This window comes from Ornithinibacillus sp. FSL M8-0202, from assembly GCF_037975285.1.
GTDB lineage: Bacteria > Bacillota > Bacilli > Bacillales > Amphibacillaceae > Ornithinibacillus > Ornithinibacillus massiliensis.
In genome coordinates this window covers 3,121,457-3,135,417 of record NZ_CP150248.1, presented here as the reverse complement: position 1 = coordinate 3,135,417, position 13,961 = coordinate 3,121,457, and the positions used below count along the sequence as shown (strand labels likewise).

At 35.9% G+C, this 13,961-nt stretch carries 8 protein-coding genes; 5 read left to right on the top strand and 3 right to left on the bottom strand.

The window, feature by feature from the left end:
- Window positions 1-86: 86 nt before the first annotated feature.
- Window positions 87-1,739, bottom strand: a complete 1,653-nt coding sequence (locus MKY78_RS15825; RefSeq protein ID WP_339214062.1) for an FAD-dependent oxidoreductase — start codon at window positions 1,737-1,739, stop codon at window positions 87-89.
- 469 nt (window positions 1,740-2,208) lie between these two features.
- Between MKY78_RS15825 and MKY78_RS15820 the strand changes: the two genes are divergently transcribed.
- Window positions 2,209-4,239 carry an alpha/beta fold hydrolase gene (locus MKY78_RS15820; protein ID WP_339214061.1) on the top strand — a complete coding sequence of 677 codons (2,031 nt, stop codon included), beginning with the start codon at window positions 2,209-2,211 and terminating at the stop codon, window positions 4,237-4,239.
- A 160-nt stretch (window positions 4,240-4,399) separates the two neighbouring features.
- Here the strand turns inward: MKY78_RS15820 and MKY78_RS15815 are convergent, their stop codons facing one another.
- The gene (locus MKY78_RS15815; RefSeq protein WP_339214059.1) at window positions 4,400-7,492 is read right to left on the bottom strand and encodes a GNAT family N-acetyltransferase; all 3,093 of its coding nucleotides are present in this window, start codon (window positions 7,490-7,492) and stop codon (window positions 4,400-4,402) included.
- A gap of 543 nt (window positions 7,493-8,035) precedes the next feature.
- Here MKY78_RS15815 and MKY78_RS15810 point away from each other — a divergent pair.
- The 4 genes from MKY78_RS15810 to MKY78_RS15795 are packed head-to-tail and all read left to right on the top strand — an operon-like array spanning window position 8,036 to window position 12,216.
- On the top strand, window positions 8,036-9,619 hold the full coding sequence (locus MKY78_RS15810) for a spore germination protein (protein WP_339214058.1): 1,584 nt from the start codon (window positions 8,036-8,038) through the stop codon (window positions 9,617-9,619).
- A gap of 32 nt (window positions 9,620-9,651) precedes the next feature.
- On the top strand, window positions 9,652-10,860 hold the full coding sequence (locus MKY78_RS15805) for a Ger(x)C family spore germination protein (protein ID WP_339214057.1): 1,209 nt from the start codon (window positions 9,652-9,654) through the stop codon (window positions 10,858-10,860).
- A gap of 2 nt (window positions 10,861-10,862) precedes the next feature.
- On the top strand, window positions 10,863-11,114 hold the full coding sequence (locus tag MKY78_RS15800) for a hypothetical protein (RefSeq protein ID WP_339214056.1): 252 nt from the start codon (window positions 10,863-10,865) through the stop codon (window positions 11,112-11,114).
- A 22-nt stretch (window positions 11,115-11,136) separates the two neighbouring features.
- Window positions 11,137-12,216 carry an endospore germination permease gene (locus tag MKY78_RS15795; protein WP_339214055.1) on the top strand — a complete coding sequence of 360 codons (1,080 nt, stop codon included), beginning with the start codon at window positions 11,137-11,139 and terminating at the stop codon, window positions 12,214-12,216.
- 199 nt (window positions 12,217-12,415) lie between these two features.
- Here MKY78_RS15795 and MKY78_RS15790 read toward each other — a convergent pair whose 3' ends face one another.
- Window positions 12,416-13,951, bottom strand: a complete 1,536-nt coding sequence (locus MKY78_RS15790) for an MFS transporter (protein WP_339214054.1) — start codon at window positions 13,949-13,951, stop codon at window positions 12,416-12,418.
- Window positions 13,952-13,961: the final 10 nt, after the last annotated feature.

The window sequence follows — 13,961 nt, the reverse complement described above, 5'->3', positions numbered from 1 at the left end:
GCCAGTATATAAATAATATAATAATGATCAAAAACAGAAGCTACTTTCTTCTGTTTTTGATCAATTACACTCTTTATAATAACAAATTAATTTTTGAATGCTGCATCCTCTAATGCAAGCTCTAATTCTTTTTTATACAATTCGCTAGTATTACTATCCCAATGGAAATAATCTCCCATCCAGCTTAGCACATTCTCTTTATATTCTTTTACCGTTTCAATGTCGAACAAAATCGCTCCTGTTCTACGATTGAAAAAGTCTACAGGTGTCACTGCCATTTCATGATCTAATGCATATTGAAGCTTAGCAAATAATAATAATGGAAGATGATATTTAGCTGCGACATCTGCCTTTTCCTTCAAAATGTCGAATAGAATTGGTACATTTGAGCCATACATTTTAGCTAAATGTCTTGCATCTTCCTCTGTTAAGCCAGCATCCATACCTACTGAAATTTGACTTTCTACGAATTGATTGAAATTAGCAGAGCCCCCTACATTTCCACCTGAAATAGGAATCTTCCGTGTTTCACAAGCTGAGAACAGTTTTTGCTGCTCTGCTTTAAATTTAGAAGCTAGTAAGTCTACTATGCTTTCTGCCATTTTACGATAACCAGTTAATTTCCCTCCAGCAATTGTTAATAATCCAGACTCAGATTCCCAAATTTCATCTTTTCGAGAAATCTCTGAAGGATCTTTTCCTTCCTCCCAAATTAACGGACGCACACCAGCCCAGTTTGATTCCACATCGTCTTTTGATATCGATACATCTGGGAACATATAGTGAATCGCTTCTAAAAGATAATCACGATCTTCCGTGGTCATCTTCGGACTAACTGGATCATTTTCATAAAAAGTATCCGTTGTGCCGACATAAGCTTTTCCGTCACGAGGTATCGCAAATACCATTCGACCATCTGGCGTATCAAAGTATACCGCCTGCTTTAATGGGAATCTAGATTGATCAATAACTATATGAACACCTTTAGTTAATCTTAGTACTTTCCCTTTTTTAGAGTTATCTTTTTCTCGGATTGTGTCTACCCACGGACCTGTAGCATTCACAACCTTCGAAGCTCGAATTTCATATTGTTCTTTCGTTAATTGATCCTCTACAATTGCTCCAACTACTTTACCATGTTCATAAATCAAGTTGACTACTTTAGAATAATTCAATGCTGTTGCACCTTTTTCCACGGCAGCCTTCATTACTTCCATTGTCAATCTTGCATCGTCCGTTCTATATTCTACATATATTCCACCACCAAGTAAATCTTGCTTTTTCACAAGAGGCGCCTTTTCGATTGTTTGTTCTGCCGTTAACATGTATCGTCTTTCATTTTTCTTTACCCCAGCTAAAAAATCATACATTCTTAGACCAATAGAAGTCATAAATTTACCGAACGTACCACCTTTATGAAACGGTAGTAGCATCCATTCTGGAGTTGTGACATGTGGTCCATTTTCATAAACAATGGCACGTTCTTTCCCGACTTCTGCCACTTGCTTTACATGAAATTGTTTTAAATAGCGAAGACCACCATGGACTAGCTTCGTAGAACGGCTTGATGTACCAGCGGCAAAATCCTGCATTTCCACTAATGCCATTTTCATTCCGCGAGTAGTACCATCTAACGCAATCCCGGCACCTGTTATTCCACCACCAATAATAAGGACATCAAAGGTTTCTTTTTTCATGGTATCAATGATTTGATTACGATTTTTATTTGAGAAATTCATATCTTATTCTCCTTTTCCGATTAGCTTTTGTAATATCAAGGTATTTATTAACATCTATATACAAAAAGAGACCACAACAACACTGTCGAACTTATTTTCGACACGTTCTGTGGTCTCTTATTCTCTACCGTGATATTAACTTACTAATATTATAACATGATCTATACGATTTGAAAACAATCAATTTTACGTATCATGATTTAACTCTACTTAAACTAAAGATTTTTACCAATTAAAATACTGTTGACAACGTTTTCACTTCATACTATACTAGCTAGTAAGTTAATACATTTGTGAAGAGAACACGAGACTCACTTTTTTTCTTTGTATTTAATTCAAAGAGGGTTAAGTGAGTCTCTTTTTGTTTTTCTTTAAAAAAGAGTAGCAAGGGGTGATATATAAGTAGTTGAATTGTCCTACATAACCAAAGAGCAATATCCTATAAATTTTTTTATCGGGGGTAAATAATTTGAGAAAGTTTAAACATCCAGTTGTATGGGTCATTATTTCGTTACTATTGATTTCGATAGGTAGTATAGCTGCTTATCAATTTAACAGTTCAAATGGGAAGGTTGATGTTTCTCGTATCTATTTTGATACACCTAGAGGAGAGCTTTCCGGACTCCTTTACATGCCTGAAGGTGCGAATAAAGAACCACGGCCTACCTTAATTGCTACACATGGATATTTGAATTCTGCCGAAATGCAGGATGCACAGGCTATTGAAATGTCGAAACGCGGATATGTCGTTTTAGCATTGGACCAATATGACCATGGACACTCAACAGGTACTATGGAAAAGCCCGTACCATTTTTCTCATTCTGGCCATATGCTATTTATGATGCAGTTCAGTATATGTATGAACAAGACTATGTATTAAAAGATGAAGCTGGTAATGGTGTAATCGCTGTTTCTGGCCATTCCATGGGTGGCTTCTCTTCCACTAACGCAGTTGTACTTGACGAACTCGATTTCCAAGAAAGTGGAATAAGAAAGATTCATAGTTCCTTAACCATGGGATCGGACTACCAGTGGTTATTAGCACTAGGCTATACACAAGAAGATATTAATAACGCGTATGGTCCTAGATATTCTGGTAAGATTGCTGGAAATTATGATGAATTCTTCTTTGATGAAGGTGCAAGAACGACTGGTAAAACAGTAGTTCAAAAGAATTATATCGGTACAGAAGAGGGACAAGGTTTCTTAGGAAATCCCGAAAACCCAGAAGTTGGTAAGCTATATGAAGTGGATGGTGGTGTACGAGTAATCTACCAACCGAATGAAACCCATCCATGGAATCATTTTTCCAAAACATCTACAGCATATGCCATTGATTTTTACAGTACAGCATTTGCTGATTATAGTAATTTAGTTTCTGTTGATGAAAACGGCCAGACTTGGATTTACAAAGAGTACTTCGAGTTTATTGCTTTAATCGGATTTTTCCTACTCTTTATTCCAATTATCCTATTAATCTCGAAGCTTCCATTCTTTAAGGCTATCTATACGAAAAAACCAGAACCATTACCAGAGCCTAAAACAACTGGTTCTAAATTAGCTCGCTTTATTTTATTATTGGTTGGAGGATTATTCCCTGCATTATTCTTCTCTGCCCTTTATGGTTCAAGTGCAAATGAAGCATTCTATGGAATGAGATTACTAAGACAAATTAGTTTAGTAATAGTAGTAGCATCCGCTATTTTCTTAATTTATTCCATAGCGAAGAAATCGAATAAATCGATTCGATCTGTTTCATTTATTATGTTAATGTTAAGTGTCATTCAATACTTCTATTTAAAAAATCAAGAAACCTTTATTGCTACAACACAGTTATTTGGAGCACCAACTACCAACCCGGTACTCTATTGGGCTATTAATGTAGCCATTGTCATGTTGATGATTATGGTTGGCTATCATTATATTGCCAAAAAGCCTGAAGGGGCAACTATCGCCAACTATGGTGTGAAAGCAAATATCAAATCCGTTATTGCATCCTTATTAACTGCTATTATAGCTGTCGTGATTGGTTATGCTATTCTGTATGCCATCGACGCCATGTTCAAAACGGACTTCCGATTATGGACATTAGCAGTAAAAACCTTTGAAATGCAACATATTATAGCATTATTAAAATATGCACCATTATTCTTTATCTACTATTTCATTAGTGGAATTTCAGTAAATATAAATACTACTGGTGAACGTTATGAAGGAATAAAGGGGTATATTATTTCCATCCTACATTATGTTGGCGGATTAATTCTTTACTTAATCTATCAATACGGTGTCCTATTTACTACTGGAACAGCAGGCTACCCTGAGCAAGCATTATCATCCATTATTGTGATTGGACTTGTACCTGTTTTAGCTGTAGCAGCTATCTTTAATCGTTTCCTTTATAGAAAAACTGGAAATGTCTATGTAGCTGCATTCTTGAACACCATTCTAATGACATTAATCACGTTAGCGAATACTGCGCTTTATACTATTCTTTAAGAATAGATCAACTAACAGTAAAGCTGAGGTAAGGAATTATTCCTGGCCTCAGCTTTTTTTCTACATTTTAATAAAAACCAGAGAACCACATGAATCTCATACTTGGTTCTCTGGTTATTTATGTCACTACAATATGATGATAATGGGATTATGAAGAGAATTACTTATGAAAGCTAATCTCCTGTAAATCATGCTGTGCTTTATCATTAATTATAAAGTCGTTGAACAGGTAGAAGTTTGGTGTAGTAAAATACGTAGAGCCTGTAGGAACATATAACCTCTCCCATACGCTAGTAAGCATAACCTGTTTATTGATATACATTTCCCTCTTTGTATTTTCTACGTTAGAAATGAATTGGAGATGCTCCTTGCTATTGTGACAACCAATGATCATATTTCGGTCAACACTTATATCATTTTCATCTTTCCCAGCCACTACTTTCATCCAATTTCCAGCCTTATCCTGTAGATTTACCCAGTTATTTGCCATTACTGCATCTGGTTTAACAAATGCGATGGACTGCCATGCTTTGTCATGGAATAACTTTCCTGTATGTTGTTCGATTTCGGACACATGGCATAAAATTGGTGCACCTGGAAGTAGAAGGAAATATTGATGCATGGTAAGTCCTTTATATTCCTTATTTTGTTCTACGATGGTCGATAACTTGATACCTTGCCATTCATTCCCTTTATTGTCTACAAGCTTAGCAAAGTCCGCTTTGGTTGTTTCCTTGGATAGGGAATAAGGCCTAATCGATGTTAACCTACTAGAAATCCCACCAGCCCAAGGATTCCACCATAAATTTGGTTGCAGCTTAGGGAAAGAAGAATCTAACCATTCATGACCTTTATAAGTTAAAGAATGCAGTGCAGGGAAAAATTCTGGAGTAGCCTTTATTTCCACTACGCCATTATTTACTCTCCAGCTATCCATTCCATATACATTTTCAATCTCCTGTAGACATTCACCTTTCCCATGTGAAATAACAAGCGTTTCCAGATCTTGAATAGTCGCATCTAAACTAGCTTTTACCTTCACAGTCGAGATAGATGGTATATCATTTGCTGATAATTCAGCAATCCATTCCGTCTTCTTCTCTTTGCGATCGATTTTTCCTACCACCAATTCCTCTTGATTCAGATGCGAAAGTGATATTTCTCCATGAAGGTAATTGGATTTGTAATCTGTCACTTTTGCATAACCCTTTCCTCCTTGAAGAAAAGGATTATTGTTTTGTAAAGATAGTCTTACATGATTAACTGGCTTTACCTTTTTACTAAAGCTAGCTTTATTCGCATAAGCTCGGAAACTTTCGATATCATGAAAAGCGCCAAGGGAGAAAACTACTGGTTTCGTTACAAGAGAACTTCTAGGACCGATTTTCCCTAGATCATGCTCAAAATAATGGAACCAAGAATCAAAATGGATTTTACTAGTTGAGTCCCAGCAAATGCCAAGAGGATCTGATCCTTCTTTTGCAAATATCCAATTCTCCGTGATGTGTGTATCTTTCCAATACTCATATGAATTACCAATGGAGTCAGTCATTTCAACCATTTCACCTTGATAAGGAATAACCGCCTTCTCTAATCCAAAGTAGATGGGCTGATTTACAAAGATAGACTCCGCAGTTTCTACCTCTCTCTTATTCTCAACCTCATAATAATTTTCTACCAGTCCCTCGCTGGATAGCTTGAGGATAAGATGTAGCGTAATAGAAGGAAATGCTGCGATCTCATAGGATATTTTTGCACCGATAGTCCCATTCTCATCCATAAATTGTATCTGATTGTATTTTGCTTTAGCCATTTCTTCAGAATAAGGCTTCCCCAGCTTCGGTGTCATTACTTGAATACTACTCTCCTGCTTTTTCCTTCCCATATCAATAGTATTATCTTTTTTGTTCAATACTGCAAAGTACTGTCCGTTGTATAAATGAACCATTTCTTCATCAATACCAAAGAATTTCGCACCAATTCCTCTTATCGGAATACCAATGAATCTTGAAAATTCAACTATTTCCCCATTCTCTTTAATAGCTTTAATTGGCAATGCCGCTTCATAAAAACCATAGCCCGTTACGATAAATGGTACAGGTACAGATTTTCTTTCCTTTGGATTCATTTCTAATTGTATTTTTTCCGCTTTGATTTCCATAATTGGTGAATCTGGAAATGTTACCTCAAAATGAATTTTTTCAGAGTAGTTATTTACTATATCTAAATAAAATATGTTTTCATTTCCTAAGAAAGCTATATCCTCTTGATAATGTGCCGTAACTTGAGCAGGATATTTGGGTAAAATACCTAGCTTAAAGGTAGCCTCTTTACCATTAATTCTAATTTTTGTCTTTACAGATGGATGTGTTCGAAGAGAATTCTGTTCTTCCTCGATGGGATGAATATAAAAGTTTTCGACAACCTCAATCTCGTCCGTAACATTAATGGACTTTTCTATAGAATACTCAATATTTTTGTCGTTTTCACCTTTTAATTCAACCTGCAGGGCTTTAGCCGATTTGTTTTTAATCGTGTATTGAATAGGATAATGGTTTCCGAATACTAATTGGTGCTCCGGTATTGTTGCTGCAATATAATAATCATCTGTTTCGATTAATCGGATTCCTCTTCCTGTTCGCTCAAACTCCATCCGAAGTGTTTGATTTTCTTTTTTCCATGCATACTCATAATAATGGAATTCATTCTCCACTCTACCATCTGGCTTCACTTCAATTTCCCTTGTACTAATATCGTACCAATTAGCATCCTTAAAGAAATCCGCTACTGCTTCAGTATGTAATACCGTGGGCATGAAGTTCATTAAATGTGTCGTATCATCCCGCTCTTCCCAGAAAAAGCCACATCTCTTATATAAGGGAACTGCCTTCGTATTCCCTGGCCATGTGTACAAATCTAGCCTAGGCCACTTTAAATGGATTGCTTCCTCCAAAGCAGTTAAGAGCAGTTGCTTGCCAATCTTTTTACCGTGATAGTCATCTCGTACATTTAAAAGTGGAATATACAATGCCCCTTCATCATCACGATATTCACTAAACCCACAATACCCCACAACCTTATCACCCTCTAGAGCTAGGAACGTGTGGATATTGGTTGAATTTCGCTCACGGAGTAAAATCGATTCTTCCGTATCTACGGTATTCGCACCACCCCATCCATCACGACTATGGTTCCACATCTCTGCAACTCTAGCAGCATAGCTTTCATCATATTTTACGATTTTGATATCCATGCATTCATCTCCTTTTTCATATAAACCCTACATCTCTTACACTCAAAACTTATCTCCCAAAAGAAAAAGAACCACTCAAACGAGAATGGTTCTTATATACTGACTCCCGATAAGGGTATATTTGCGACATAATAAAAACCATAGAATGCTTCATACATCCTATGGTAGAAATTGACAGAAAAGTTCAGATAAGAGTCTAACGTACCCTATAGGTTGTATGTAGCAAGTTATTTTGTTGAGTTAAGGCAATATATACTCTAATCATGTTATACAACCCCCTTTAAAAATTCTGAATGTTTATTACTCCATTAGTATACAGAAAATTCGTTACTATGTAAACCCTATTTTTTCCAATACCATCCTCTCTATCATTCTATATCTTCTGCTTGATAACATATAAATACACACCCTGTTAAACGCAAACAGAAGCTATTGCGTTAAATTAATACATAAAGCCTAATCTAATGACCATACTAATGGTATGAATCATACGGTTATCACCGATTAACGTTACTAAAGAATACACCATAGAGGTTTGAAACGATGATCAAACGTAGGCGGCATACCAAAAAGAAGAAAGACCTTCCATTCATTGAAAAACATGTAGAGGAATATCCACAAAGAATTAGTAAAAATCTATATGAAAATAGGCACCTAGTGCTAACGATACTGGGTAATAGCTCTGACATCATTACACGTGAAATAGATCTTACATTTCCCCACCAAACAAAAGCGATGATTATTTTCATGGATGAATTAGTGGATAAAGAGACTGTTCAACATTATCTGTTAGATCCTATCATTAATCACTTACATCGTAATGAGATAGTTGATGACCTAAATGAAGCAGCCACTATATATAAACACATAATGAAATCTATCACATCTGCAGAATTAACGGAAATAGACACCATTAATCAATTACTGGACCATTTACTTACTGGAGATACAATCCTTCTAGTTGATGGTTTCGAACTAGGAATAGCAGTAGGTTCTAAAGGGGGAAGTGAGCGTAGTGTAGAGCCTCCAACAACTCAACAGGTTGTTCGAGGGCCAAAAGATTCCTTTACTGAAAGCATTAGTGTCAACACTGCTTTATTACGTAAACGAATAAAGGACCCAAATTTTTGGCTTGAATCATCCACTCATGGTAGAAAAACAAAAACGAAAGTAGTGATTGCATATATACATGGCATTGTTACACCAGGCATTGTCGAAGAGGTTAAAACTAGATTAGAGAAAATCGACATTGATTCAATTCTTGAAAGTGGTTATATCGAAGAACTGATACAGGATGAAACATATACTCCCTTCCCCACTATTCTAAATAGCGAAAGACCTGATACGATATGTGCAGGATTATTAGAGGGTAGAGTTGCAATCCTGGTTGATGGTACACCTTTTGTTCTTTTAGTCCCGGCGCTTTTTGTGGATTTCTTTAAATCAAGTGAGGATTACTACCAAAGAAGTGATATAGCCAGTTTAATTCGAATCATACGGTATATTTCTTTTTTTCTTGCTTTACTTACACCATCTGTCTATATTGCTTTAACCACATTTCACCAAGAAATGATACCAACAACATTACTTGTTAGCTTAGCTGCACAACGGGAAGGGATACCCTTTCCAGCTTTAATTGAGGCACTCATCATGGAATTAACCTTTGAATTATTAAGAGAAGCCGGTGTTCGATTACCTTCCACGGTAGGGTCTGCAATATCAATCGTTGGAGCACTCGTTATCGGTCAAGCCGCCGTTGATGCTGGAATTGTCTCTGCTACTATGGTTATCGTGGTTTCTTTAACGGCTATTAGTAGTTTCGTCTTTCCAAATTATAATTTAGCAATTAGTGTTCGGATGCTACGGTTTCTATTCATGATATTAGCAGCGACATTTGGATTATTCGGTATATTTATAGGGTTATTATTATTGACGCTACACTTAACTAGTTTGAGATCTTTTGGCATCCCTTATTTATCACCATTTGCATCATATATTTCTTCCGATCAACTGGATGCCATCATACTACTTCCGAAATGGAAACAACTATTCCGATCTCGATTAGTTAATCAACAAAATATAACACGTGCAAAGCCAAGGAAGCCAAAACCTCCTCAAAACAGGTAGTTTACATAAATTTTTTGAAGAGAGGGAACATGATGAAGAACATCAAACAGTGGTTAACTTTCTCTTTTATCCTAGTCTTACTTTCTGGTTGCTGGAGTGCACAGGAATTAACAGATATTACACTTGCAACAGCAATGGCAATTGATAAAGATGAACAGGGATATAAGATAACGTTACAAGTATTAAACCCTAAGGAAATAGCTGGCGACCAAATGACTCAAAGCTCTACCATTACGACCTACTCTACTGTTGGCACAACAATTATGGAGGGGTTTAGAGGTTTAACACAAGTGCTACCGCGAAAAGTTAACTTAAGTCATCTACAACTACTTGTGTATGGTGAAGAAATGGCTTATGACGGCATTGGAAAAACTTTAGATGTTCTAGTCCGAGATCATGAAATCAGAACAGATTTTACTATTGCTATTGCACAAGGATTGGAAGGGGCAGAGTTAATTAGTATTTTAACCCCCCTAGAAGAGATTCCAGCCATCAAGGTAAAATCGAACATCGAGTCCTCTGAAAACTTTTGGGCACCTACAAAATCAGTTCATTTAGACGAATTAATCCAATCCATTTCTACTGAAGGGAAGGAAGCAATATTAACCGGTTTATATATTATAGGTGATGTTGAAAGTGGTGCCTCTATGAAAACTAGACAACAATCTGGCAATCCTACCATGATATACCTAGATGGTATTGGTGTTTTTCGAGGCGAGAAGCTACAAGGTTGGTTAAATGAAAACGAAAGCAAGGGATTCAACTATATAACGAACAATGTTAGTAATACGGTTGGCTGGGTCCCGTGTGACAACGGTGGTACGATATCCGTAGAGGTAACGGATGCCAACACCGACATGAAGGCATCGTTCGTTAACAGTAAACCATCGATTGATATTACGGTTGAAATTAAAGGAAATATTGGGGATGTAGAGTGTTCTATCGATATAACCGATCAACGTTCCATTGAAGAAGTCCAGAAAAAGCTTGAACAAAAGACGGCTGAATTTATTGAAGCAAGTGTTACCAAAGCCCAAGAATTTCAAAGTGATATTTATGGTTTTGGTAATGCAATAAAACGATCTAATCCTAAAGAATGGGAAAAGATAAAGGATGATTGGAATACGCTCTTTCAAGATCTGGAAGTCAATGTAAAAGTGCAAGTTGATATAAAGAAATCTGGTATGGTTACCAAATCTATCTATGACACAATTAAAAGAAAAACAGAGAAAGTGGACTAAACATGATAAAAGCTTCTTTATTTGCAGTTATAGGTGCGTTTTTATTCTACATGGAGATAAAAGGACTCCTAAAGAAGACAAAGAAGAAAAAAGAAATACTAGTCTTCGTTTTCTTAATGAGTCTTTCGATTATCTTACTTTCTTTACACTTTCTAGATTTAAAGCTTCCTTATGTTGTGGAAGTGGCTGATTTCATAACGAAGCCAATCACGGAACCTCTAAAGAATTGGTTAGCAACATTTCAGCAACCATAATTTCTAAAGGGAGGAATAGACGTTGACAGAGAAGCTAGATGGCAAACAATATGCTGTACTGGTCATTATGAATACACTCGGCGCATCCATTATTTTCATTCCTAGTATTGCAACTATTTATGGGAAAGAGAATGGTTGGATTACATTGGTGCTTTCCATAATAGTGGGTTCCGTTATTATTCTACTCTATAACCAAGTCATTAAAGTGTTAGATGGAAAAGCCTTCTTTCCTGCCATCGAATCACTATTAGGTAAATGGTTCGGAACTATAATGATTCTGTTATTTACTGGTTTTGTTTTTGTTAATTCCTCGGCAAATCTATGGTCTATCAGTGACTTTGTGTCCTTACAAATCCTAATGGGTACACCATTTGAAGCAATATCATTTATGATTATCATCACGACATTAATTGCTATTAAATATGGCATTGAGGTTATTGGAAGAACCGCGGAGCTTTTTTTTCCTTTTACGATGATTAGTGCTATCTTGTTGACCTTACTCGTCTTGAAAGATGCAGATATAACCAATATCCAACCCATTTTTCAGCTTAACAGAACTGCTACCATAGTAGGTATCATTCCCATTTTGTCTATCACTTTTTTAGAATTAGTCATCTTAATTGGTATATCAAGTTTTGTCAACCAACAAAAAAGCGCACGAAAAGCATTATTAGCGGGTGGGATTACAAGTGGATTGATTCTTCTTATCGTTACATTTGCATGTATCACCGTATTAGGCGTGGGAGGAACCATACATTATACCTATCCAATTTATGCCTTAGGGCAAAGGATTAGCATTTTCCATTTTTTTGAGCGAGTAGAAATCCTTGTTGCGTTTATTTGGTTCTTTACCATTTTTATAAAGCTTTGTGTGTCTTTTTATGTATTAGCAAATGGGATCAGTCATTTATTTAAAATGAAACATTATAAAGCCCTTTCCGTTCCATTAGCCTTTCTATTGTTTTTGGGTTCTATGCTATTAGTACGGAATACACTTGAAGCTCATACATTTATCAATGGTTCTTACAGTGTTTTATCTATAACCATTGGATTTCTATTTCCTATTATTATCCTTCTTGTCCATTACATCAAGAAGGTATAATGGAGTGAAACCATAAGAAATTCTTATTTCTCAACTAAAAACGTACGGCCCTCTGAGTGTTAACACATCGTCAACACTCTTTTTCTTTACAAAATGACTACTATGTTATTAGAGGAAGGTTTCAAACTAATTCATGTTAGGAACAGGTTGTAGTGCCTTTTCATGAACGGTTTAACCAAAGGGCTAATTATCGATTTTTTTACTTATCATATTGAACACAAAACTTATTTCCGTCTAAATCATAAAAGTGTAAAAAATTATTTCCTAAACCATCATCCACTATTTCTTCAACTTGTACTGCGTTATTTATTAAATGATTATAAACATGATTGATATTTGAAGTTTGAAAACCAATGACATTATGTACCTCACCATTTTTCAAAAAATTGGCCGTCGTATCCTCTATCGTTTCATTCAAAAATATCATTTGGCCTGATGGCAGATTTAATTGTGCAAGCTTCTCCTCTTCCGAATTCCATATTAGCTCTAACCCTAGTACTTCCGTATACCAAGCTATGGACTTTTGAATATCCTTGACAGGGATTTCAATGAATTTAAAATATGGTAAACATAATCCTGCTAATGAAGTTATACTAATTAATAAACCAATGAAAAGGTACAATGGTCTGACACCCAATAGTTCACTTAATACACCACCAATAAGCACTCCCAACGGCATGACACCCCTTATAATTAACAAACGAACTGAAAACACCTTACCAATAAGGTGATTGGGTACAGTTTTTTGGATAATAGTTGTATTATGGATACTAAAAATAGCCATACCTATTCCTCCAATAGTTTCTGTTGTTATTGCTATAAGAATACTATAATTAAAACAAAGTGCAATGAAGGTTATACCCCCAATAAAAAGGGAACCTAGCATGAGTAATCTACGGCTTTTGTATTTAATTCGTGTTACTATGATAGCACCTACTATGTATCCAATAGGAAATCCAGCCATAAAATATCCATATTCAGCATATGTCCCACCTAATTCTTCCGTAATATATGGTAGAGTTGTAACCATCGTCACTCCTACTCCAAATTGAACAAATGCTAAAAAGATCCCTAACCAAACAATTATTTTATGTGAAAAGAAAAAGGATATTCCTTCAGTGAAATCGGCTAACCATGTTTTTCTTACTTTTATGTTACTTCTCTTTTCTTGAATAAATAGTAATGTAAAACCACTCATAATAAGCATAGAACTTACAAGAATAAGGGTAATATGAACACCTATATACTCTATTACTATTCCAGCTACTATTGGGGATAAAAAGGTCATTAAACGGACTGTTCCATCTATAATTGCGTTTGCGGACTGTAATTGCTCTTTTTCTACAATAGTTGGCGTGATCGCATGATTAGCAGGTACATAAAAAGGAGTGATTAAACCAACTACACATTGAACAACATAAATATGCCAAACTTCAAGGTTTCCTGATACTAATGCAGCTAACGGTATGACAAATATGGCTCCCCTTGTCCATTGCGAGAGTATCATAATCCACTTTCTGCTCCAACGGTCAATATAGGGACCAATAAAAAGTTGAAGGATAAGTGATGGTATAAAGTACAAAAGCCACATACTCCCAAGTGCCAGAGTTGAACCGGTAAGTTGATAGATTAATATTGAATTGCAAAAGGTACCAAATGCTCCACCAAGTTCAGATATTCCATTTCCTATCCATGTAGATACAAACGAACGGTTCTTAAATAAAGAGGGATTCATAAGTTCTCCT

What these genes read in the sequence shown, in the direction of transcription:
- MKY78_RS15805 (WP_339214057.1), top strand. Translation starts at nt 9,652, where the DNA reads ATGAAGAACATCAAACAGTGGTTAACTTTCTCTTTTATCCTAGTCTTA.
- MKY78_RS15790 (WP_339214054.1), bottom strand. Translation starts at nt 13,951, where the DNA reads ATGAATCCCTCTTTATTTAAGAACCGTTCGTTTGTATCTACATGGATA.
- MKY78_RS15810 (WP_339214058.1), top strand. Translation starts at nt 8,036, where the DNA reads ATGATCAAACGTAGGCGGCATACCAAAAAGAAGAAAGACCTTCCATTC.
- MKY78_RS15815 (WP_339214059.1), bottom strand. Translation starts at nt 7,492, where the DNA reads ATGGATATCAAAATCGTAAAATATGATGAAAGCTATGCTGCTAGAGTT.
- MKY78_RS15800 (WP_339214056.1), top strand. Translation starts at nt 10,863, where the DNA reads ATGATAAAAGCTTCTTTATTTGCAGTTATAGGTGCGTTTTTATTCTAC.
- MKY78_RS15825 (WP_339214062.1), bottom strand. Translation starts at nt 1,739, where the DNA reads ATGAATTTCTCAAATAAAAATCGTAATCAAATCATTGATACCATGAAA.